The 23,149-nt window shown below is 43.0% G+C and carries 25 protein-coding genes; 20 read left to right on the forward strand and 5 right to left on the reverse strand.

Annotated features, from left to right (window positions below):
* The first annotated feature begins 4 nt into the window (after positions 1 to 4).
* The 6 genes from essC to JMN17_RS11785 all read left to right on the forward strand — a co-directional run bounded on the left by essC (position 5) and on the right by JMN17_RS11785 (position 10,167).
* On the forward strand, positions 5 to 4,492 hold the full coding sequence (essC, locus tag JMN17_RS11760) for a type VII secretion protein EssC (RefSeq protein ID WP_202328135.1): 4,488 nt from the start codon (positions 5 to 7) through the stop codon (positions 4,490 to 4,492).
* The gene (gene esaA / locus JMN17_RS11765) at positions 4,489 to 7,731 is read left to right on the forward strand and encodes a type VII secretion protein EsaA (protein ID WP_202328136.1); all 3,243 of its coding nucleotides are present in this window, start codon (positions 4,489 to 4,491) and stop codon (positions 7,729 to 7,731) included. Before essC ends, esaA begins: the two co-directional genes overlap by 4 nt.
* Before the next feature lie 31 nt (positions 7,732 to 7,762).
* Positions 7,763 to 8,218, forward strand: coding sequence for a type VII secretion protein EssA (essA, locus tag JMN17_RS11770; protein WP_087993288.1), 456 nt, complete (start codon positions 7,763 to 7,765; stop codon positions 8,216 to 8,218).
* 63 nt (positions 8,219 to 8,281) lie between these two features.
* Entirely contained in the window at positions 8,282 to 9,013 is a 732-nt protein-coding gene (locus JMN17_RS11775; RefSeq protein WP_087993287.1) for a (S)-benzoin forming benzil reductase, read from the forward strand.
* Positions 9,014 to 9,209: 196 nt separating this feature from the next.
* Complete coding sequence (locus tag JMN17_RS11780) at positions 9,210 to 9,740, forward strand: HD domain-containing protein (RefSeq protein ID WP_202328137.1); 531 nt, start codon at positions 9,210 to 9,212, stop codon at positions 9,738 to 9,740.
* Positions 9,741 to 9,930: 190 nt separating this feature from the next.
* Entirely contained in the window at positions 9,931 to 10,167 is a 237-nt protein-coding gene (locus tag JMN17_RS11785; protein ID WP_087993285.1) for a YuzF family protein, read from the forward strand.
* Positions 10,168 to 10,207: 40 nt separating this feature from the next.
* On the opposite strand, the gene JMN17_RS11790 is transcribed toward JMN17_RS11785, so the two are convergent.
* Positions 10,208 to 10,597, reverse strand: a complete 390-nt coding sequence (locus JMN17_RS11790) for a DUF2283 domain-containing protein (protein ID WP_202328138.1) — start codon at positions 10,595 to 10,597, stop codon at positions 10,208 to 10,210.
* Positions 10,598 to 10,710: 113 nt separating this feature from the next.
* On the opposite strand from JMN17_RS11790, the gene JMN17_RS11795 reads away from it, so the two are divergent.
* The 7 genes from JMN17_RS11795 to pdeH all read left to right on the forward strand — a co-directional run bounded on the left by JMN17_RS11795 (position 10,711) and on the right by pdeH (position 16,394).
* Positions 10,711 to 11,820 carry an AI-2E family transporter gene (locus JMN17_RS11795; protein WP_148963972.1) on the forward strand — a complete coding sequence of 370 codons (1,110 nt, stop codon included), beginning with the start codon at positions 10,711 to 10,713 and terminating at the stop codon, positions 11,818 to 11,820.
* Positions 11,821 to 11,879: 59 nt separating this feature from the next.
* A complete protein-coding gene (locus tag JMN17_RS11800; RefSeq protein WP_087993284.1) occupies positions 11,880 to 12,101 on the forward strand; it encodes a spore germination protein in 222 nt (73 codons plus the stop codon).
* A 72-nt stretch (positions 12,102 to 12,173) separates the two neighbouring features.
* Positions 12,174 to 12,422 (forward strand): YueH family protein, encoded by a 249-nt coding sequence (locus JMN17_RS11805; RefSeq protein WP_202328139.1) that lies wholly within the window; start codon positions 12,174 to 12,176, stop codon positions 12,420 to 12,422.
* Between the two features lie 71 nt (positions 12,423 to 12,493).
* Positions 12,494 to 12,892, forward strand: coding sequence for a YueI family protein (locus JMN17_RS11810; protein ID WP_202328140.1), 399 nt, complete (start codon positions 12,494 to 12,496; stop codon positions 12,890 to 12,892).
* A 96-nt stretch (positions 12,893 to 12,988) separates the two neighbouring features.
* Complete coding sequence (locus JMN17_RS11815; RefSeq protein WP_202328141.1) at positions 12,989 to 13,540, forward strand: cysteine hydrolase family protein; 552 nt, start codon at positions 12,989 to 12,991, stop codon at positions 13,538 to 13,540.
* Between the two features lie 15 nt (positions 13,541 to 13,555).
* The gene (locus JMN17_RS11820) at positions 13,556 to 15,028 is read left to right on the forward strand and encodes a nicotinate phosphoribosyltransferase (protein WP_202328142.1); all 1,473 of its coding nucleotides are present in this window, start codon (positions 13,556 to 13,558) and stop codon (positions 15,026 to 15,028) included.
* 136 nt (positions 15,029 to 15,164) lie between these two features.
* Positions 15,165 to 16,394, forward strand: coding sequence for a cyclic di-GMP phosphodiesterase (pdeH, locus tag JMN17_RS11825; protein WP_087993279.1), 1,230 nt, complete (start codon positions 15,165 to 15,167; stop codon positions 16,392 to 16,394).
* On the opposite strand, the gene JMN17_RS11830 is transcribed toward pdeH, so the two are convergent.
* On the reverse strand, positions 16,373 to 16,738 hold the full coding sequence (locus JMN17_RS11830) for a hypothetical protein (protein ID WP_087993278.1): 366 nt from the start codon (positions 16,736 to 16,738) through the stop codon (positions 16,373 to 16,375). The two genes, pdeH and JMN17_RS11830, sit on opposite strands and share 22 nt — an antisense overlap.
* Positions 16,739 to 16,770: 32 nt before the next feature.
* Between JMN17_RS11830 and JMN17_RS11835 the strand changes: the two genes are divergently transcribed.
* From JMN17_RS11835 to JMN17_RS11865, 7 genes are all read left to right on the forward strand, one after another.
* A complete protein-coding gene (locus tag JMN17_RS11835) occupies positions 16,771 to 16,908 on the forward strand; it encodes a hypothetical protein (RefSeq protein ID WP_176365307.1) in 138 nt (45 codons plus the stop codon).
* A gap of 289 nt (positions 16,909 to 17,197) precedes the next feature.
* Positions 17,198 to 17,338 (forward strand): degradation enzyme regulation protein DegQ, encoded by a 141-nt coding sequence (gene degQ, locus JMN17_RS11840; RefSeq protein WP_003220708.1) that lies wholly within the window; start codon positions 17,198 to 17,200, stop codon positions 17,336 to 17,338.
* Between the two features lie 184 nt (positions 17,339 to 17,522).
* Positions 17,523 to 18,383 carry a polyprenyl synthetase family protein gene (locus JMN17_RS11845; RefSeq protein WP_087993340.1) on the forward strand — a complete coding sequence of 287 codons (861 nt, stop codon included), beginning with the start codon at positions 17,523 to 17,525 and terminating at the stop codon, positions 18,381 to 18,383.
* A 14-nt stretch (positions 18,384 to 18,397) separates the two neighbouring features.
* Complete coding sequence (gene comX, locus JMN17_RS11850) at positions 18,398 to 18,559, forward strand: competence pheromone ComX (RefSeq protein WP_003241045.1); 162 nt, start codon at positions 18,398 to 18,400, stop codon at positions 18,557 to 18,559.
* A 7-nt stretch (positions 18,560 to 18,566) separates the two neighbouring features.
* The gene (locus tag JMN17_RS11855) at positions 18,567 to 20,864 is read left to right on the forward strand and encodes a histidine kinase (RefSeq protein ID WP_202328143.1); all 2,298 of its coding nucleotides are present in this window, start codon (positions 18,567 to 18,569) and stop codon (positions 20,862 to 20,864) included.
* A gap of 80 nt (positions 20,865 to 20,944) precedes the next feature.
* Positions 20,945 to 21,589 carry a two-component system response regulator ComA gene (gene comA / locus JMN17_RS11860; RefSeq protein ID WP_202328144.1) on the forward strand — a complete coding sequence of 215 codons (645 nt, stop codon included), beginning with the start codon at positions 20,945 to 20,947 and terminating at the stop codon, positions 21,587 to 21,589.
* Between the two features lie 18 nt (positions 21,590 to 21,607).
* On the forward strand, positions 21,608 to 21,988 hold the full coding sequence (locus tag JMN17_RS11865; protein WP_087993406.1) for a hotdog fold thioesterase: 381 nt from the start codon (positions 21,608 to 21,610) through the stop codon (positions 21,986 to 21,988).
* 39 nt (positions 21,989 to 22,027) lie between these two features.
* On the opposite strand, the gene mnhG is transcribed toward JMN17_RS11865, so the two are convergent.
* From mnhG to JMN17_RS11880, 3 genes are read right to left on the reverse strand one after another with little or no spacing between them, the layout of a single operon-like run.
* Positions 22,028 to 22,402: a monovalent cation/H(+) antiporter subunit G gene (gene mnhG, locus JMN17_RS11870; RefSeq protein WP_087993405.1), complete on the reverse strand. Its 375-nt coding sequence runs from the start codon at positions 22,400 to 22,402 to the stop codon at positions 22,028 to 22,030.
* Complete coding sequence (locus JMN17_RS11875) at positions 22,386 to 22,670, reverse strand: Na(+)/H(+) antiporter subunit F1 (RefSeq protein ID WP_087993404.1); 285 nt, start codon at positions 22,668 to 22,670, stop codon at positions 22,386 to 22,388. Before JMN17_RS11875 ends, mnhG begins: the two co-directional genes overlap by 17 nt.
* A complete protein-coding gene (locus JMN17_RS11880) occupies positions 22,670 to 23,146 on the reverse strand; it encodes a Na+/H+ antiporter subunit E (RefSeq protein ID WP_087993403.1) in 477 nt (158 codons plus the stop codon). Before JMN17_RS11880 ends, JMN17_RS11875 begins: the two co-directional genes overlap by 1 nt.
* Positions 23,147 to 23,149: the final 3 nt, after the last annotated feature.

Here is a 23,149-nt window from a genome sequence, read left to right on the forward strand (position 1 = left end):
CCATTTGAGTCTATTATGGGTTTTTTACCAAAATAACGTTCAAAAACTGAAACTGTCTGACCTCCCGTCGTCCCATCCGGCGACCATTGGGCCTGATGTGAAGGATTCCATTACGATCGGCACCATTCCGTTTGAAAGCGGAGTGATTTCTCTTCAAAGAAAGGAATCTGAAGGCCAATACGAAGTTTTTCTGGGAAATGATGGTCTCGGCGTGATTGAGCCGGATACATCATTTTCTCTTCAAACGGATCAGCAGGATATACGCTTGATCTTGACGGGCAATGAGCCGGAGAAAACCGTTTATTTTACGGGGAATCGGGATGAAATCATATGTTCTTTAGAAAACCCGAATGCAGATATTTATCTGAATCCGCAAGATTTTGCTTTTGCAGAACAAAGCACGTTTTCGTTGCTTCGTGTCGGTCAAAGCTGGTCGGTTCAACCTGATAGCGGGACGGTCTTCTTGAACGGAGAGAAGATTAACACCAATACACCGCTCCAGCCGGGAGATGAAATCTTCTGGAACTTTACGCAAATGAGAGTGACGGAACAAGACCTTTTAGAAGTTGTTCATTTTGCACCGTTTGAAACAGCATTAACAGAAACGGTCAAACCGAGCACAGAGATGCAGAAAAAATATCCGCAGTACAGAAGAACGCCGCGAATGGTGTACGACCTGCCGGATGACCGCGTGTCCTTCAGTTTTCCCTCTCAAGAGAGCGATCAAACCAACAGAGGTCTGTGGCTTGTCATCCTGCCGCCGCTTGTGATGCTGATCGTGATGGGCGTTGTCGCCATCATCCAGCCGCGCGGCATATTCATCCTCGTTTCTCTGGCGATGTTTATGATGACCCTCATTACCTCGACGGTGCAATATTTCCGCGATAAAAACCAACGGAAAAAACGCGAGGAAAAACGGGAACGTGTGTATAAGCTTTACTTAGACAACAAGCGGAAAGAACTTCAGGCGCTTTCTGAAAAGCAAAAGCAGGTTCTTGAGTTTCATTTCCCTTCGTTTGAACAAATGAAATACTTAACAAGTGAAATCAGTGACCGGATCTGGGAAAAATCACTTGAAAGCAAGGATTATCTCCAGCTGCGGATTGGGACGGGAACAGTCCCTTCAAGCTATGAAATCAATATGAGCGGCGGAGACTTGGCCAATCGTGATATCGACGACCTCATGGAGAAATCGCAGCACATGCAGCGTATCTATAAGGATATTCGCAATGCGCCGGTTACGGTCGATTTGGCGGAAGGTCCGATGGGGCTTGTCGGTAAAGCACAAATTGTGAAAAATGAGATTCACCAGCTGATCGGACAATTGTCGTTCTTCAACAGCTATCACGATTTGCGTTTCGTATTTATTTTTCATGAAGAAGAGTATAAAGACTGGGAGTGGATGAAGTGGCTGCCGCAATTTCAAATGCCCCATATTTATGCGAAAGGATTTATTTATAATGAGCAAACCCGAGATCAGCTCCTGTCTTCACTTTATGAATTGATCAGAGAGCGCGATCTCGAAGATGACAAAGAAAAATTGCAGTTCAAACCGCATTTTGTATTTGTCATCACGAATCAGCAGCTGATCTCAGAGCACGTCATTCTCGAATATTTAGAAGGACAGCATGAACATCTGGGCATCTCTACAATTGTTGCCGCGGAAACAAAGGAAAGCTTGTCGGAAAATATTACGACTCTTGTCCGCTACATCAATGAGCATGAAGGGGACATTTTAATACAAAAGAAAAAAGCGGTAAGGATTCCGTTCCGCCTCGATCATCATCAGCGCGGGGACAACGAACGGTTCTCACGCACGCTGCGGACGCTGAATCACCAGGTCGGCATTACGAATTCCATTCCGGAAACGGTATCGTTCCTGGAGCTTTTCCATGCGAAGGAAGTAAAGGAAGTCGGCATTCAGCAAAAATGGCAGACGAGTGAATCGGCGAAGTCGCTGTCAGTGCCGATCGGCTATAAGGGGAAAGATGACATTGTGTATCTGAACCTTCACGAAAAAGCCCACGGTCCGCACGGGCTGCTTGCGGGGACAACGGGGTCAGGAAAAAGTGAATTTCTCCAGACCTACATTTTGTCACTTGCGGTGCATTTTCACCCGCATGAAGCGGCTTTTTTATTAATTGACTATAAGGGCGGAGGAATGGCGCAGCCGTTTCGCAACATTCCTCATTTGCTCGGCACCATCACGAATATTGAAGGAAGCAAAAACTTCAGTATGCGTGCGCTCGCTTCGATTAAAAGCGAGCTGAAAAAAAGACAGCGCCTGTTTGATCAGTATCAAGTCAATCACATCAATGACTATACAAAGCTGTACAAGCAGGGGAAAGCAGAAGTGGCAATGCCTCACTTGTTCTTAATTTCTGATGAGTTCGCCGAGCTGAAAAGCGAGGAGCCTGATTTTATCAGGGAGCTTGTCAGTGCCGCGCGTATCGGGCGAAGTCTCGGCGTTCATTTGATTTTGGCGACACAGAAGCCGGGCGGCATCATTGATGACCAGATCTGGAGTAACTCGCGTTTTAAAGTAGCGCTGAAGGTTCAGGATGCCACCGACAGTAAAGAAATTTTGAAAAACAGCGATGCCGCAAACATTACCGTTACAGGACGCGGGTATTTGCAGGTCGGCAACAATGAAGTGTATGAGCTGTTCCAATCCGCTTGGAGCGGCGCGCCTTACTTAGAGGAAGTCTACGGCACAGAGGACGAAATCGCGATCGTCACGGATACGGGTCTGATCCCGCTTTCTGAAGTGGATACCGAAGATATCGCGAAAAAAGACGTTCAAACAGAAATCGAAGCTATAGTTGATGAAATTGAACGCATCCAAGATGAAATGGGAATCGAGAAGCTGTCAAGTCCATGGCTGCCGCCGCTCGCGGAACGTATCCCGCGCACTCTTTTCCCTTCAGACGAAAAAGATCATTTCCACTTTGCGTATGTTGATGAACCTGATCTGCAAAGACAGGCGCCAATTGCTTATAAGATGATGGAAGACGGAAATATCGGCATATTTGGCTCTTCCGGCTACGGAAAATCGATTGCAGCCGCAACGTTCCTGATGAGCTTTGCGGACGTATACACACCTGAAGAGCTTCATGTCTATATCTTTGATTTCGGAAACGGAACGCTTCTGCCATTAGCGAAGCTGCCGCATACCGCGGATTACTTCCTGATGGACCAATCACGAAAAATTGAAAAGTTCATGATTCGAATCAAGGAAGAAATTGACCGCCGTAAACGTCTGTTCAGGGAAAAAGAAATCAGCCACATTAAAATGTACAATGCGCTGAGCGAAGAAGAGCTTCCGTTCATTTTCATCACCATTGATAACTTTGACATCGTCAAGGATGAAATGCATGAGCTTGAAGCGGAGTTTGTCCAGCTTTCCAGAGACGGACAGAGCTTAGGCATTTACTTCATGATGACAGCAACGCGGGTTAATGCTGTCCGCCAGTCATTGTTAAATAACCTGAAAACCAAGGTTGTCCATTATCTCATGGATCAATCTGAGGGATATTCGATTTATGGACGGCCGAAGTTCAATCTTGAACCGATTCCGGGACGCGTCATCATCCAAAAGGAAGAGCTTTATTTCGCACAAATGTTCCTCCCTGTTGAAGCGGACGATGATATCGGCATGTTCAACGGGCTGAAAGCAGACGTTCAGAATCTTCAGGACCGTTTTGCTTCACTGGAGCAGCCGGCACCAATTCCGATGCTGCCTGAGAGCCTGTCGACGAAAGAATTTTCTCTCCGCTTCAAGCTGGAACGCAAGCCGTTATCTGTACCGATCGGGCTTCATGAAGAAACAGTCAGCCCAGTCTATTTTGATTTGGGCAAGCATAAGCACTGCATGATTTTAGGCCAGACCCAGCGCGGGAAAACAAACGTCTTAAAAGTTATGCTTGAACATCTGATTGATGATGAAACCGAAATGATCGGCCTGTTTGACTCGATTGACCGCGGCTTATCCCATTATGCGAAGGAATCGGATGTCTCATACTTGGAAACGAAAGAAGATATTGAACAGTGGATCGAAACAGCAGAAGGCATTTTCAAAACAAGAGAAGCCATGTATGTAGAAGCCGTCCGTCAGGGAGACGCGCAAAATCTGCAATTCTCACAAGTGGTGCTGATGATTGACGGAATTACGAGATTCCAACAGACGATTGATACGAGAATACAAGACCGTCTGGCAAACTTCATGAAATCATACGCGCATCTTGGCTTCAGCTTTATCCCGGGCGGAAATCACAGTGAATTCTCAAAAGGCTATGACTCCTTGACGACAGAGATGAAGCAAATCCGCCACGCCATTCTGCTGATGAAAAAATCTGAACAAAATGTCATTCCTCTCCCGTACCAAAGACAGGAGCCTGAGATTCAGCCGGGCTTCGGATATGTTGTGGAAAACGGGAAGGAGCAAAAAGTTCAAATTCCTTTATGTTCTGCTGAAAGGGAGAGTGCTAGATGACAGAACAACGAAAAAGCTTGATCAAGTTAATATCCGCCGTCATCATCGTTTTGCTGCTGCCGGTTTTGTTTTTCCGTTTTATCGGAGAAGACCCGGCGAAAAAAGTAGCCAATTCAACGCGGCAAATCGCGGTGGTGAACGAAGACACAGGCGTATTGAGTGAAGAGGTGAAGTCTGATGAAGAGGACAGTTCCGCCCAGTTCGGCAAAGAAGTAGCTGCCGTTCTGGGAGAACGCCCTGATTATTCGTGGACGGTCCTAAACCGAAGCGCGGCCGAGACAGGTCTCGCATCAAAGAAATACGATGCGATCGTCTACATTCCCTCAGATTTCTCAAAAAACATTTTGAGTTATGACAAAGATCATCCTCAAAAAGCAACACTCGAATTCAGCATTCAAGATAACCTGAATGCGGTCAACAAAGAAAAAGTGCAGCGCGAGCTTGAAGATGCGCAAAAGACAATGAATAAAAAAATGTCGGCTTTATATTGGAATTTTGTTTCACAAAAAGTGGACAACATCAGAGGAGAATTTGACAATATCGTCAATAAAGAATCTGAATTTCAAAATGTCATGTACAACTTTTACAAACCTAGCTCAAATGATTTAGCAGGTGAAATCAAACAGCAAAAAGACTTAATCGATGAGCTGAAAAAATCAATGAATGAAGCGCAAGGCACAACAAAAGAAAAAGCTTCAACAGCGGAAGAAGCCAAAAACACGCTGAAAGATTTCGTTGATACCGTTGAAAGATACAAAGAATATCAAGAAAATCAGAAAAAGCTGCTTTTGGCAGCCCAGGATTCTACTCACCAGCAAATCCAGACAGGCCTGGATGCCATTTCAGCGCAGCAAAAGGCCAATCAGTTCAGCGAACGCATGAGCGGACTGGCAACAGGAATCAGCCAAGCGAAAACACAGCTTGCACAAACAAGTACAGTGTTGGCAAATGCCCAGCAACTTAGGGAGGGGCAAGTTCCTCAGCAGGAGTTTGGCATGGCGAAGATACAAAGTGATTTAATTAATCAATACCAGATCGCATCAAGACAGACAGCATTAAACCAGGTTTATGAGCTGCTTGTACCAGCGCGTCAGGCACTGACAGTTGCAAAAGGGGACGACCCAGTCGTAGACGATGGCTCTGACAATGATGATCAAGATAAAGAACCGAAGGAAGAGGATCCTGAAGAACTGAAAATCGATCTTGAAAAACAGCGTGAAGAACTGAAAAGCATCGCCGCTGACATTCAGGACATTTCAGATAATCTAAAGGAACCTGAAAAAGAAGAGCCGACGCCAGAGGACCCGGGAACTGAAAATCCAGGAACTGACGAACCGTCCACTGACGTTCCGGAAAATCCTGATGACGGAACCAACACAACTCCCGACGATACACAGGGAGACACCGGAAACGATGATAACAATAGTGATACCGGAACAGACGGTCAAACGGACGGCAATACTCAGGATCAAGACCAGCAGGGAACAGATGGTCAGGAGCAGAACGGCGATGCCTCTAACGGCGAGTCAGACAGCGGACAAACCGAAACGGACACATCTGCCGAACAGACTGCTTCATCTGACTCAGCCCTTCAAATGATCCAGCTGGCAAATGAAGACGGAACCGGAGATTCAGGCGATACCGAAGGCGACGGCGGGACGACGCAGCCTGAGGACGAAGATCAAACAGGAAACGATGAGGTTTCAGATATCGCAAAAGCAAAAGAACAGCTTAGCAAAGCGTCTGAGCGAATTAAGCAAATTGAAGAAGAGCTCAAAGAAAAAGAAACTGCTCATAATGAAGAGCTGAAAAAGAAATTAGAAGAACTAAAAGAGCAAATGGACGGTCTCAATGATGAAATAGATGATCTCAAAGACCAAGTGAAAACGCTCGATGATAAACTCAAAAGACTCGAAGCGAAACGGGAGCGGGAATTCGAAGGGATTTACCGCGCAATTCGAGAGCTGGAAAATAAAGATCAGCTTCAATTCTCCGGAGAAATTAATACAGAGAGCATCTACGATTTAATGAGATATTATAAATATCTATCTGTATATGATTCGGTATTATCCGGAACCATAGACAGCACGGCAAAAACGAATGCCATTGACGGCCAGCAGGGCAATGTCAAATCACTTCTGGCTCTCACACCGGAAGAATCAGCCAGCTGGGAAGACCTCAAAAACAATATGATGCAAACGGATGAAGACATTAACAGCTTCATCGACGGCATGACCAAATTTGCGGACGAGTACAGCGGCTTTATCCGTGACTCTCAAGCAGGTGTTCTCGACGAACTGACGAAAATCTCTGACAGCGCCGCCAAAGCGTCAGAACAGCTGGTAACAGGCACAACGCAAGAAGCAGCGACGTTCAGTAACGACGGGCTGTCTGGCACAATGGCACTGAGTGTCCAAGATACGGTCGGCCAGGAAGTGCTGCAAATGTCAGACATGATGGGGTCATTGTCTGATCGCCAGTCAGGCATTATTGATTACACAACCAACATGCAGCAAAGCGTGAATGATGTTCAGGCGAAAGCTGACACATTAAACAATAACTGGGGGAAAAATGTCGCCTCCACAAAGCTTGTCCGCAGTGACGTATATGGCATACTGGGAAATACATTAGTAGACGGGCAAAACAACGGCTATGTATATGATTACTTGGCGAATCCGCTTAAAATCAGCGGAGAGGTTCCGGAAGAAAAAACGCAGACGGTGCCGCCGGTTGTCATTCTAGTCATTGTATTGATCAGCAGTTTGTTAATCGGCTATTTCAGCTCGTATTACCAAAACGCGCCGCTTCTCGTCAAAGGAGCGTTATTCGGCATTCTGAACATCCTTGTCGGACTCATGATCAGCTTGTTCGGTTTGAATATTTATTCGCTGCCGGACGATCAGACGATCAAGTGGTCTGTATTTACGATTCTATTGCTGGTTGCAAGCTCTGCCTTCATCCGGGCGGCATTCAGATTCGGATCAATTTCTGGATGGGTTGCTTCAGCGGCGATGATTCTATTCTACGTCGCACCGCTTATTGATTTGATTATGCCGAACTTTACATTTGAAGATCCTGTTTCGAAAGTATTTATCGACATCCAGTACGGCACAGGGCACTTGTTTACAATGGGAATAACGGTTCTGCTGGTCATTACGGTGATTGCCGCGGCTCTGCCGCTTGTGATCCGGCTGATGGCGGAAAAAACAGCAGAAAGCGATGAAACATATGAAGCGTAATCGCAGTATGGAAAAGGGGATCATGATTTGTATGCTCTCCTTTTCCCTTTTCATACCCTCTGCCGCCGCTGCCGAAACTGAAGAAAATACAGATGTCGCGCCAAACCAATATGAGAAAAAAGACATCGAAATCGATACGAATTATTTGCATGAAGATTCCTACTATGAAGAGAAAACAGAACTGCCTGAGGAACAGAAGGATATTACCTTTGATAAGCCGGAGGACAAGGACGCCGAGCTGATTAAAGGTTTGTTTACATCAACAGATGCCGAAGAATCCAACACGATTGCGGCCCAGTCGAAACAGCTCGGGATTACGTTTGCTGAAAAACCGATCACAAAGACGTCATCCACGGAAACAAAGGAAGAAGAAGCAACATCTTCACTGCTGCTTCCGATTCTGTATGTCGTGCTGATTCTGCTCGGAATTGCAGGGATTGTGTTCCTCATCCCAAAAGTCACAGCGCAGGAGAACAAAAAGGTGTAGGCCGCGTGCTTGTGTTGTGCAAAAGCGGTACCGTACAATAGGAACGGGAGGAGGAGGTTTCCAATGGAACTTTATATCATCACCGGAGCGTCAAAAGGACTGGGAAAAGCCATTGCATTACAGGCTTTAGAGAAGGGCCATGAAGTCCATGCCTTATCCAGAACAAAAGCTGATATCTCTCATGATAAACTGACGCAGCATCAAATAGACCTCATCAATCTTGAAGAAGCTGAACAGCAATTTGAAACATTGCTTTCATCCATCAATCCAGATCGTTATTCAGGTATTACGCTGATCAATAACGCCGGAATGGTAACGCCGATCAAACGCGCCGGCGAAGCGTCTCGTGACGAGCTGCAGCGCCATTATCAGCTGAACCTGACAGCGCCCGTGCTTTTGAGTCAGCTGTTTACAAAACGGTTTGCTTTATACAGCGGCAAAAAGACGGTTGTCAACATTACGTCAGGCGCCGCCAAAAATCCATACAAAGGATGGAGCGCGTATTGCAGCTCAAAAGCCGGGCTTGACATGTTTACGAGGACATTCGGATTTGAACAAGAGGATGGAGAACTGCCGGTGAACATGATTTCTTTCTCACCAGGTGTGATGGACACTGAGATGCAAGCCGTCATCCGTTCTTCATCTAAAAAGGATTTCCACGACATTGAACGATTCCGGAAGTTAAATGAAACAGGAAGCCTTCGCAGTCCGGCCTTTATTGCCGGCACGCTTCTTTCTTTATTAGAAAAAGGGACGGAAAACGGACGCATTTACGATATAAAAGAGTTTTTGTAGAGCAGACATTTTCTGCTCTTTTTTTGATTAAAAAGGCAATCGCCCGCGCGTTTTGTTGAGCAGCCGCATATACTGACTGAAACGCTGCTTTTAGGGTATAACAATGATGATAAGCAGACAAAATGATGTGACATAAGAATTGAGTTTCTCTGCAAATTATGTTAGGATTCTAAAAATATCTAAAGGAGGGGTTTCCATGAGAAAGGTTACATTAATGGATGTTTTCACCCATCCAATTGCACAAAAATATATGCAACGCTCCGGTGTGGCACATGCGATTGCCTGCGCTTACCATGCGTACAGGCTGTCTATAAAAGCTGACATCAGCCCTGATTTAGCTGCGAAAGCGGCGCTGCTGCATGACATCGGCCATTATGAATGGTATACAGACGGCAAGTGGGATTATGAGAAATACAAAAGAAATGACATTCATGCCATTAAAGGGGCGGAACGGGCGCATAAGCTTCTGATTCGGCTTGGCGAGGAACCGAAAGCGGCAAAAGAGATTGCTCTTGCCATTTTGCTTCATACAGATTCCTATTTGCCTGAAGGCGAATTAGATAAAAACACGCTGCAGCAGATTGTCAAAAAAGCGGACGAACTTGATGAAGAGCCGGGCGGCCGACATCATTACCGCCAGATTGATTCTTCAACGGCACGTAAAAAAATAGAAAAGCTGGATCAATTAATCGACCAAACTCAGGCATCGACGATAAAGTCTGTATAAGTCCCGCTTGTTATACACGGAACAGCGCCAGCTTTCTTCGCTGTCTCCGCTTCACCGCCATTTCCTTTACACCCGCTTCCAAACATCTTCTCCTATAGTCTCCGCACCCCTTGGTTTTATCAGGAAAACCTGTGTCATTATCCATAATAACGGCATAAGCTGAGATAAAACATAAAAAGGGGATTGAAGTATGGTCAACCAAGGTAGTCCGCAACTGGTCTCTTTAGTCGATCCTTATGTCTATCAGACCATTAAAAAGCTCATCGGCTCAAGGTTCATTATACAGACAGTACGAGATACGGTCAGAGGCAGACTGATCGATGTAAAACCTGACCATATCACAATTGAAGGAGCCCGAAATTCCGTTTGTTTGATCAGAATTCAGCACATGATTTCCGTCACGCCAGATTACAGTGAGCGGGTTTAACAGTGCTTGCGCATGAAAAATAGGCGTACACCGTGACGTCCTATTTTTCAGTTAAGCGCTGCAAAAACGCACTGTGGTCCATCGTTTCGTCAAGATCAAATCCGGCAAATTCCTGATAGCGGGCATCTGAAAAACAAAAAGTAACGCCGTACACTGTATAATTGGAACGTACTGAAGCATGTTGACGGACACGAAAATGATAGCCGTCTGCATCTTTTACATATATCCGGGATGTTCCGGCAAACGGGGAACAGAGCAAAGCTGCCTCACCAAAACATTCGAATCCGGCAATATTGCCGTCTAGGCCGATATCCAGCAGGATACAATCATTGACTTTAAGCTCCTCCGACTGTACATTCCCGCGCATATTCGGAGGAAGAAGGCGGATATACGCCAGTTCTGACTCTTTATCGTATGTCACGGCCTTCATCACCAACACTCCTTTCATCACATTAAGAGTTCTGATATGAGTTCATTTTTGTTACAATGATGGGTATAAGCCCTTTTATCTGACAAACAAAGAAAAACTAGGAGGAACAAAGCTTGTTGAAATCAAAAGTCCATTTTTGGACATTGCAGATTTTATTTGTTTTGCTGATTATTTATGTCGCAACAAAGGTTTCATTTGTGTTTCAGCCGTTTATTGTTTTTATCTCGACACTGTTTTTCCCGATGCTGATAGCGGGAATTTTGTATTTTATTTTTAATCCGGTCGTCCGCCTGCTTGAAAAAAAAATTCCGCGGACCTTATCCATTCTATTGATCTATTTACTATTTATCGGTTTGCTGGCCTTCGTTTCCGCGGCAGTCGGACCTGTCATTACGTCGCAAGTCACCGGGCTGTTTAACAATCTTCCTGATTATATAAAACAGATTCAGTCGCTGACAAACGATTTGTCCCATTCCCAATGGTTTACCTGGATGATGAACCAGGATTATGTATCAATATCAAAAATTGAACAGTCGTTGACAAGCTTTCTCCAAAACCTGCCGCAAAATATCACGTCCAGTTTATCTGCAGTTTTTGGCGTCGTGACAAATATCACGCTTGTTATTATCACGGTTCCATTTATCCTTTTTTATATGCTGAAAGACGGACACCGCTTTCCGCACCTGGCAGTGAAAATTCTTCCGGCTTCTTATCGGACAGAAGGCTTAAAGATTTTTAAAGATTTATCCGATACGCTTGCGGCTTATTTTCAGGGACAGCTGTTAATCTGTCTTTTTGTCGGAACAGCGTGTTTTATCGGCTACTTAATCGCCGGTGTGCCATACGCCCTGATTCTTGGGATTGTCATGGCGATTACCAACATCATTCCTTATGTCGGACCTTTTCTCGGTGCTGCGCCGGCTGTCATTGTCGGTTTTATGGACTCGCCGGCCAAAGCGCTGTTCGCGATTATTGTGGTGGTCGTCGTTCAGCAGCTCGACGGGAACCTGCTGTCTCCTCTCGTGATCGGAAAGCGGCTCAATACGCATCCGCTTACGATTATTTTACTGTTGATCGGAGCGGGGAGCTTCGGCGGCATTCTCGGCATGATTTTAGCGGTGCCGGTGTACGCGGTAGTGAAGGCATTCTTCCTGAATATTGTCCGCCTCATCAAACTGCGCCAGCGGTCACGCCTTGAAGAAAACGCGAAGCCCGCTGAATAGGCGGGCACCATTTGCGCCTCTTTGCATATGATGCTGTAAATCAATGCGGAGGTGGGGAAATGCCTGCGATTGTAGGTCCGATTTATATTATGTCAATATCAGGTGATGCGGCGGCCAGTTTTGGAGATGTGTTTGCGATTTCGCCGAAAAGCGTCGATCACTCAGGCGTGGGCTCGGGGGCGTTTCAGCTCGGTGATTTTGTGAGCATCAATAACCAAACGAGTAAAACGCTCTTCAAAGATGCCGATATCATTGATGAAACAGTTTCGTTTAACGGGTAACAGCCTTTTCAGGGGAGGCTGTTTCTTTTTTATTGTATAATATGGGTAGTCTTTGAATAGAGAGGTCATGTTATGAAAATAAGAAAAGCGAATATCAATACGCAAACCGGAATGATCACAGACGTGTATCTGCATGAAAACAGAAAAGAACTGCACACGCTTGTAGCGGTTCCGCAGCTGGAGTGGAGCACGATCATTTCTTATGAAGAAGATAAAGCAGCTCTGCCTGAACGGCTGGAAGCTTCTTTGCGCCGGCATACAGAGGAAGATACGGCAGGTGAGCTGGCCAAAAAAATCATGCATTGGGTAACAGAAATGTAAGCGGCCCTTGAAAGTTTAACTCCTGCCTGATCAGGTGATAATGAAGACAAACAAGACGGGAGGACGAGCTTTTGAGTGATGATAAAATGGATCTCTATTTGCAGCAAGGAATGTATGGGCCCTTGGAAACAAAGCCTGACGAGCGCCACTTGTTTTTAGGCTCATTAAGGGAAAGAACGCTTTTGGCACTGACGAAAGGACAGGTGCTCAGAAGCAAACCGTATGAAGAAGCGGAGCGTGCGCTCAAAAACAGCAAAAACATCACCCTTTTGATTAATGGAGAGCTTCAGTATCAGTCTTACTCTCCTTATATCCAAATGGCGAACCGGAACGGAGTACACTTCAAGATCGTATCGGATCTTCAGTTTCATACGCCTCTAGGCCTTGTCATTGCGGCTGACACCGCTGTGAATCGTGAATTGATATATATTCAGGACGACATTTTTAACCGGTCAGTGCTGAAACCTTAAGAGACAAACGGATCGTTTGTCTTTTTATTCATGGCAATTCCCTTACAACTGGAGATAAGATATAATGTTCTCATACTGATGGCGGGGAGGCCAGCTATGAAAAAAGCACTTATTTGTATAGATTATACGAATGATTTTGTGGCGAGTGACGGAAAATTGACTTGCGGAGCGCCTGGCAGAATGATAGAAGAGGCGATCGTCAATTTGACTGAAGACTTCATCACAAACGGTGATTATGCCGTATTTGCAGTAGATTCTCATCATGAAGGGGATCAATATCACCCTGAAACCCGTCTTTTTCCTCCGCATAATATTAAAGGCACGGATGGAAAAGATCTGTACGGAAAGCTTTTGCCTCTATATCAGAAACATGAACATGAACCAAACGTATACTACATGGAAAAAACGAGATATTCTGCTTTTGCGGGTACTGATTTAGAGCTTAAACTCAGAGAGCGGCAGATTGGCGAACTGCATCTTGCCGGCGTCTGCACAGATATTTGTGTGTTGCATACAGCGGTTGACGCATACAACAAAGGGTTCCGGATTGTTGTGCATAAACAGGCTGTTGCCAGCTTTAATCAGGAGGGGCACACGTGGGCTCTTTCCCATTTTGCAAACAGCATCGGAGCGCAAGTGGCAGAGTAAGGAAGGGGAAAAACAGTGTTAGAGTATGGATTTAAAGATGACAGCCTGTCATTACATACAGACCTTTATCAAATCAATATGGCCGAAACCTACTGGAGGGACGGCATTCATGAAAAGAAAGCAATTTTTGAGCTTTTTTTCAGAAGGCTTCCGTTTGAAAATGGCTATGCGGTATTTGCGGGCTTGGAAAAAGCCATCGAATACTTGGAAAATTTCAAGTTTACGGATAGCGACCTGAATTATTTACAGGAAGAACTCGGGTATCATGAAGACTTTATTGAATATTTGCGCGGTTTAACTTTTACAGGTTCACTTTATTCCATGAAAGAAGGAGAACTCGTTTTTAACAATGAGCCGATTATGAGGGTGGAAGCCCCCCTTGTAGAAGCGCAGCTGATTGAAACGGCTTTGCTCAACATTGTGAACTACCAAACATTAATCGCAACAAAGGCTGCCCGGATTAAAGGCGTCATCGGCGATGAAGTCGCGCTTGAATTTGGAACAAGACGGGCGCATGAAATGGATGCGGCCATGTGGGGAGCGAGAGCAGCCTTAATCGGCGGCTTCAGCGCGACAAGCAATGTAAGAGCCGGAAAGCGCTTTAATATCCCGGTCTCCGGCACTCATGCGCATGCGCTTGTGCAGGCCTACCGCGATGAATATACAGCTTTCAAAAAATACGCGGAAACGCATAAAGATTGCGTCTTCTTAGTAGACACGTATGACACGCTTCGTTCAGGCATGCCGAATGCGATTAAGGTTGCCAAGGAATTCGGAGACCGCATCAACTTTATTGGCATCCGCCTTGACAGCGGCGATTTGGCGTACCTGTCAAAAAAAGCCCGGAAAATGCTCGATGAAGCAGGATTTACAGACGCGAAAGTCATTGCGTCAAGTGACTTGGATGAGCATACCATTATGAATTTAAAGGCTCAGGGAGCGCGCATTGATGTCTGGGGTGTCGGTACGAAGCTGATTACAGCCTATGACCAGCCGGCTCTCGGCGCGGTTTACAAGCTTGTAGCCATTGAAGAAGACGGGGAACTGGTCGATACGATCAAAATTTCGTCTAATCCTGAAAAAGTGACGACACCGGGCAGAAAGAAAGTGTACCGTATTATCAATCAGTCCAATCATCATTCTGAAGGTGACTATATTGCGCTTTATGATGAGCAGGTGAATGATCAGAAGCGGCTCAGAATGTTCCACCCGGTTCATACATTCATCAGCAAATTTGTCACCAATTTTTATGCGAAGGATCTTCATGAGCTGATTTTTGAAAAGGGTATTCTTTGTTACCAAAACCCTGAGATATCAGACATACAGCAGTATGTACAGGATAACCTCAGCCTGCTGTGGGAGGAATATAAAAGAATCAGCAAGCCGGAAGAATATCCGGTTGATTTAAGCGAGGACTGCTGGAGTAATAAAATGCAACGGATTCACGAAGTGAAAAGCAGACTTGATGAAGAACTTGAAGAAAAATAAAGAAAACTGGCCTTTCGTTCGCGAAGAGGCCAGTTTTCTTTATGAATATATTATTTTTCATGTTTAGACAATTTTCGTCAAATTATTTGATATACTTAAGAGTGAACGCCGCGCGTAGTGTAAGGGGGATAAATCAATGAGGGTGTTTGTTGCAAGACAGCCTATTTTTAATAGAAAAGAACAGGTTGTTGCTTATGAACTGCTGTATAGAGAAAGCGAAGAGAATGTCTATAGCGCTAAAGACGGCGACCAGGCAACAGCAGATTTGGTGATTAACAGCTTTTTAAACATCGGAATTGAGAAGCTGACGGAAGGGAAACGCTGTTTTGTTAATTTTACGGAAAGCCTGATGTTTTCGAATCTTCCCACCTCCTTTAATCCGAAGCAGCTTGTCATTGAAATCCTTGAAGATATACCAATCACGCCGGCCCTCATCTCAAGATGCAAAGAACTGAAAAAAATGGGGTATATGCTGGCGCTCGATGATTTTTATGCAATAAACCCGCAAAATGAAGACTTACTGGAAAAGCTCATGAGCTATATTGATATATTGAAAATTGATTTTCTTAAAACAACCCGAATGGAACGCAGAAAAATTTTGCAAACCTACGGCTGCAGAGGCTTGATCTTTTTAGCGGAAAAAGTTGAGACCAGAAAAGAATATAAACAGGCGGCCCAAGACGGCTTTCAATTATTTCAGGGCTATTTTTTCAGCGAGCCGCGCATCATCAGCGGGCATGATTTGTCGACTCATTTCTATTCATACTATGAACTGCTTAACGAATTGAGCAAAGAGCAGCCTAACATAAAGCGTGTGACAGAGTACATAGAGCGGGATTTATCACTGTCCTATCAAATCTTAAAATTTTTAAACTCATCCCACAGCCGTTTGAGCCAGAAAATTGAGAGCATTCAGCAGGCTATTATGCTGCTGGGATTTAATGAAATCAAACGGTGGATATACATTCTTTCCTTTAAGGATTTAAGCAGAAAAGGGCATTCCAGCAAGCACGAAATCATTAAGATTTCTTTGATGAGAGCAAAGCTTTGTGAACTGCTGGCGAGAAAAACAGCCCGGCCGCAGCCTGCTTCTTATATGCTGATCGGAATGTTTTCTCTCATAGACACTCTGCTGCATAGAGAAATAGAAGAGATTATTCAAGAATTGCCTTTAAAAGATGAAGTCGGAAAAGCGTTATTAGGCCATCAAAACGACTACTACCACATGCTTGAGCTTGTGAAATGTATTGAAAGCAACAACTGGGACACTCATACAGAATTAGGCAAAGAACTGGATAAAGAAGAAGCGTATGAGTGTTATCTTGAGGCTCTGGAGTGGTGTCATCATCTGATGGACGCAAAATGATTGCGGTCTTCTGACCACCGCAAAGCAAGAATCATTCGGCTTTGCGTCCCGATAAGGCTGATGTAAATGCCGTCGGGATTAAAGACCGCATCCACTTCATGCCGGACGCCCATTTGTTTGATCAGGCGCTTTACAGATTGTTTATCTGACTGCTCGGCTGCGGTCAGGATGCGGCGTGAGAGCTCCCGCGAGCCCGCAATGCGGCTGAGAACGAGCTGGGCATCCGCGAACATTCCTGCGGCCTGCTTCGCTGAACGGATAAAGGTATCTGTATTGCCGTCAGGAGCAGGCGGGCGGCGTATCTCATAAGGATAGGCGTAAAACCAAGGATAGTGATATTTCATGGGAGCACCTCACTCAAAAGGGATGTTTCTATATGTATAGATTTCTAATCGCCGAATATGACAAAGCGAAAGGCCACAACTTTAGTGTTGCGGTCTTTTCGGTGTTTGTCGGTCAGGATACGGCAAGAATCGCGTATTCAATTTTGAAAATACAGTACGGAGGACTATAGTCTTACTTAGTTAAAATGCGAAATGCGTTCAAATCAAGGGAAGTAAGAATCTTTCTCAATTCCAGCAGAAATATACGCTCCTTCACATAGAAATAAAGTCCCGTTCTCGTTGTGATTCATTAGAGCATAAAGACCTATTGATATTTGCGGTGTCACGCAGGACTTTTTTGCATACTTTTCGGTGAAAAATAACCTGAAAGCAGATACACTATTAGTAACAGATCAAATACCTAGGACTCGTTCACCATACACAATTCATTGATCTTTCAAAAAAAGGAGTGTGGAAACGATGGAAAAGAAACTTGAAGAAGTAAAACAATTGTTATTCCGACTCGAACTTGATATTAAAGAAACGACAGATTCATTACGAAACATTAACAAAAGCATTGATCAGCTCGATAAATACAATTATGCAATGAAAATTTCGTGAAAAAGACTTGGAAACAAGTCTTTTTTTTCGTTCTACATATACAAATAAAGGATAAAGTATTATATGATTGTTAAAAAACGAAAAACCTGCTGTCCTTTGGATAGCCCATTTAGTAAAATGGAAGGGGAGGGGGGAAGTCGTTATTGAGCAGATATGTTTAGATTCTGTCCGGATCAAGGAGAAAATGAAGGAGATTGTTAGCCAAAAAATAATGAATCATGACTTGGAACGATATCTTCAGAATTTTATTGAGTCTAAGGATACTTTTGAGTTTGCCGATTTGGCCCTTCATCATTATTTAGCTTTTAACGGTCAGGACAAAAAAGCAATCGAATTGCTAGCTGCCGGAATTGAATTGCTTATACTCTCATTCGATATTTATGATGACTTAGAGGATAAAGATAATAGAAATGCTGTATGGATGAAGATTGACTCGTCTATCGCTTTAAATGCAGTTACAGCTCTATACACCCTAAGTATACAAGTGATGTGCCAAGCTAGTCATGAACCAGAATTTTCACAAAAGATATTGAATTTTGCATTACAATCAATTCAAGGCCAGCACGATGATATTGTGAATGCGCCGAAAACTGAAGAAGCCTGTCTGGAAATGATTAAAAATAAATCAGGAGCGCTAACAGCACTGCCGTGTGTGATGGGGGTAATGCTGGCAACCGGCAAATACCATCCCATCGTTGCTTCTTATTCTTATGAACTTGGGATTATGTCGCAGATCGATAATGATTATAAAGGTTTGTTTTACTTAAATAACGATTTTGTTCAGAAAAAAAATACATTGGCATACTTATACTTAAAAAAACAATTTAATGATGCTTCAGTTGAGCTACTAAGTTTATATCAAAAACCCGAGGAATTTGTTTCTATTAATACGAAGGCTTTGAAACAAAAATTAACAGAAGCAGGCGTTATACAATATTTGCTGGTGATGAAACATTTATCTCTCCAGAAAATAAAAAAAGAAATGTCACAATTAAAATTAGAAGATGATAAAACTGAAAAATTATTGTCTGTTATGATTAAATAAGGAGGGGATGTATTATGCAAGAAATGGTAGGATACTTAATTAAATACCCAAATGTTTTAAGGGAAGTAATGGAAGGTAATGCTTGTTTATTGGGTGTTGATAAAGATCAATCTGAATGTATAATAAATGGTTTTAAAGGATTAGAAATTTATTCAATGATGGATTGGCACTATTGAGGGTTAAATGAAGTCTAGAACCAATAAAATTTCTGTATTGTTAGTTGTAATAAGTCTGTTATATGTTATTTATTTGACCTATATAAGCAATAATAATTTGTTAGTTGGAGCAGCTGTTTCGAAAGGGAATAACGGGGACGTTGTAATTACCAATGTAGATGAATATTCAATGGCATCATACAGCGGAATAGAAAAAGGGGATATCGTAAAGAGTATTAATAATCAAAAGATAAACACTAAAGAAATAAAAATGAATAAGCTTAAAAATGTAAGTTCAATGGTTGTTGAGAGAAATGGCAAGGATGTTGAGCTAAAGCTGACCTTATTTAATGATAAAAATTTTTCTACTTACTTAATACCGTTAATGTTTTATATTGTTTGTTTATTTTGTTGCCTATTTATATTAAAAATAAATGAATCGAAGGATTTACTATCTGCTTTAGTTTTAATTATATTTTTGTTATCTGCTGCTATTGCTTATATAAGCGCAGGAGTTTCTGTTAAAGGCGATCTACTATGCAGATGTATTATGGTGGTAACATTAATATCTGTACCGCTAAACTACCTTCTATTTCTTTATCATTATTTTAGAGAGTTAGGCACTACCTTATTTGATAAAAAAGTTTTCATTTTATATTTAGTACCGATCATAAATGTAGTGTGTGAAATGTTTCGTTCACATCTTTTCTTTCGTGATTATGTGCCTAAATTAAGTTTACTATCTTTTTTCTTTTTATTTATAATAGTAGTGATTTATTTCTGTATCATTTTAATTAAAAATAAAGATACTGAACAAGCGCATATTATTAAGGTCCTCACAGTTATTAATATCTTTTCTTTTGCACCTTTTTTGTGTTTATATTTGATACCTTATGTGTTTCTAAATGCGCACTATGTTTCTTCCTTTTTAGCAGCTTCTTTTATGATGTTAATACCTTTCTCCTTGGTATTTCAATTTATGACAAATAAAATCTATAATGTGGATTTTATTTTAAGCAGATTAAGATATTATGGCTTTTTAGCTTTAACGCCAACAATTATTCTAATCACTACAATTGAATTAATTAGTAGTCCTGATAGTGATTTTTATAGTGTTAAACTAACATTTTTAATTTATATTATCATGTTGGCGGTCTTTTATTATAAAGAAGTACTTGATTTCAGGTTTAGATTAAAAAGGGTCTCAGAAAAATTCAATTATCAAGATAGTATATATAAATTTACGCAGCTGATTAGAGATTCAACATTCCTGACTCAAGTATTTGAAGAACTGAAAAATACTATACTTGAGGTCTCTCTAGTTAGCCGAGCATATGTATATGAAGTTTCAGCAGACGGAAGTATTAAGCTATATGATGATGAGACCGTAAATTCATTCGAAAAAGTCTATCAAAAAGAATTTAGAAAAGTAACATCCGAAATAGGGAAAATAGTTGAATTCAATAAAGGTTTTGTCATGAAAATAGGTGAACGCGGCGGAAAATCATTTGTGATCCTTTGTTTATCTAAAATGAATACGCCCCGTCTCACACTTGAAGAACTTTCTTGGCTGAAAACCTTGGCGTTTTATACAAACGTATCGATCGAAAACGTTATGAAAATCGAAGAGCTGATGAGTCATTTAGAAGAAATAAAACAACAAGAATCAAACCCAGTTTGGCTCAAAAAACTCATGTACACCATCGAAGAAAAACAACGCTCTGATCTCGCCCGCGATCTCCACGACTCGGTTCTACAGGATTTGATTTCATTAAAACGTCAGTGCGAGCTGTTTTTGGCTGATTTTAAGAAGGATGATAGTCCGTGCCGGGAAGATGTGCAGGACAAGCTTGTACAGATGAATGAGCAGATGTCTGATGTGATTTCGATGACGAGGGAGACGTGTCATGAACTGCGGCCGCAGCTTCTGTATGATCTTGGGCTTGTGAAGGCGCTGTCCAAGCTGGTGGCTCAGCAGCAGGAACGGGTTCCGTTTCATATCCGTTTAAATACCGGCAGATTTACGGCTTCGCTTGATCTGGATTCGCAGCTGAATTTGTACCGGATCATTCAAGAGTTTCTGTCTAATGCGGTCAAGCACTCTCAGGCGACGGATGTGCTGATTATGCTCATCAGTATTCAAAACAGGATCGTTCTGCATTATGAGGACGATGGTGTAGGATTTGATCAAGAGAAAAATAATGAGCATTCCATGAGTATGGGGCTTTCCGGCATTAAAGAGAGAGTCAGGGCTTTAGATGGACGCCTTCGGATTGAAACAAGTGAAGGAAAGGGCTTTAAGGCTGATATTGAAATCGAATTGTAATGGTTTTATAACGGAAACGACTTGGCACAAGCCAAGTCTTTTTTATAAAATGGAAAAGAGTGAGTAAAAGGGAGGAAAACATGAAAAAGATACTAGTGATTGATGACCATCCGGCTGTCATGGAAGGCACCAAGACAATTTTGGAAACGGATTCGAATCTGTCTGTTGATTGTCTCAGTCCTGAACCGAGCGAACAGTTTATCAAACAGCATGATTTCTCGTCATATGATCTCATTTTAATGGATCTGAATTTAGGCGGCGAGATCAATGGGATGGAGCTTTCTAAACAGATTTTACAAGAGAATCCTCATTGTAAAATTATCGTGTATACCGGTTACGAGGTTGAGGATTATTTTGAGGAAGCGATTCGTGCGGGTCTGCACGGTGCCATCAGCAAAACGGAATCTAAAGAAAAGATCACCCAATACATATACCACGTACTCAACGGAGAAATTTTAGTCGATTTTGCTTACTTTAAACAGCTGATGACTCAGCAAAAAACAAAGCCGGCTCCTTCCTCTCAAAAAGAACAAGATGTGCTCACACCCAGAGAATGCCTGATTCTTCAAGAAGTTGAAAAGGGGTTTACAAACCAAGAAATCGCAGATGCGCTTCATTTGAGCAAGCGGTCCATCGAATACAGCTTGACATCGATTTTCAATAAGCTGAATGTCGGTTCCCGAACGGAAGCGGTTTTGATTGCGAAATCAGACGGTGTACTTTAAATAAGGGAGTTGGATAGAATGGACACGAAACACACATTGCTTGAAGCGCTTGGAATTAAGATTGTTGAAAACACAGCGGAACGATGCGTTGCGGTCATGCCGGTGGATCATCGGACGGTGCAGCCGTTCGGCTATTTGCATGGAGGCGCTTCAGTGGCGCTGGCAGAGACCGCGGCGAGCGCAGGCGCGCAAAATCTGATTGATCACACTGCACAAGCTTGTGTCGGTTTGGAGATTAACGCCAATCATTTAAAATCCGTAAAGGAAGGAACGGTAAAGGCTGTAGCCGAACCCGTTCATACAGGCAGAACGACGATTGTCTATCACATTCACATTTATGACGAGCAAGAGAGGCTGATCTGTATATCCAGATGCACGCTGGCTGTCATCAAGAAATAAAAAAACAGCCGGAACTCTGCCTGTCCGGCTGCTTATTTTTTATAGGTAAGAATCCTCTTTTCGTTTAATCACAAAGTTTCTGATTCCGTTATAGTCATCCTGTACACTTCTCTTATCAAGCTTGACGCCGGAGTTGTACGCTGCACGGCAAATCAAGTGCCCCCCGACAGGAGACGTAATAAAGATAAACAGAATCCCGAGCAGGATTTTAGCGGAAATGTTCCCCGTCACAAACCACAAATAGAAGAAGACACCGAGCAGAATCATATTGACGCCCAACGTTGAGCCTTTAGAAGCAGCATGAGAGCGTGTAAACACATCGGGAAGGCGAAGTATCCCAAATGAAGCAACAAGGCATACAAGAGCGCCAAGCAAAATGAATACAGCCACAACGACCTTAGCGATTTCGATCATTTTCGATAATCTCTCCTTTCTCCAGGAATTTGGAAAATGCAATTGTTCCGATAAATGCTAAAATGCCCAGCAGTAAAATAATATCCAGAAACGCGTTTGTATTCAGCAAAATGGAGACGAGTGCCGTGATCGCAATCAGGTTGATGCCGATTGCATCCAGAGCCACTACCCGGTCAGGCACAGTCGGCCCTTTAATGACACGAATGACATACAAAAAGGTAGACACTGCCATAATGCCGAGCGCGAGTTGCAGGATCAGTGTAAACATCAGCGGCTCACCTCCTGTATGGCTTTTTCAAATGACTCACGAATATCAAAAATGGCTTTTTCCGCATCCTCAATATCCATCGCATGAATATAAAGTATTGTCTGGTCATCGGAAATATCCATCACCAAGGTTCCGGGCGTTAATGTAATGAGCAGGGAAAGTAGGGTAATTTCCCAATCCTTCGTCAGTTCAGTCTTAAAAGCGAAAATGCCCGGTTTGATATTCATTTTTGGCGATAAAATGGATTTCAATACACTGACGTTGGCAAGGTATAGTTCCTTTAAAAAAATCAAAAAGAGTTTGATGATAGAGATCAGTTTCCATAGATAAAACTGGCGAGTAAAAAAGCGCCGGAAGAAAAACAGAGAGAGCATTCCCAGAATATAGCCTGTGATAAACCCTGCGGCGCTTGGACTATTGCTCAAGAACATCCAGCAAAAAGCGAGAAACACATTTAATAAAATTTGAAATGCCATGCG

The organism is Bacillus sp. RHFS10 (assembly GCF_016757475.1).
GTDB lineage: Bacteria > Bacillota > Bacilli > Bacillales > Bacillaceae > Bacillus > Bacillus subtilis_G.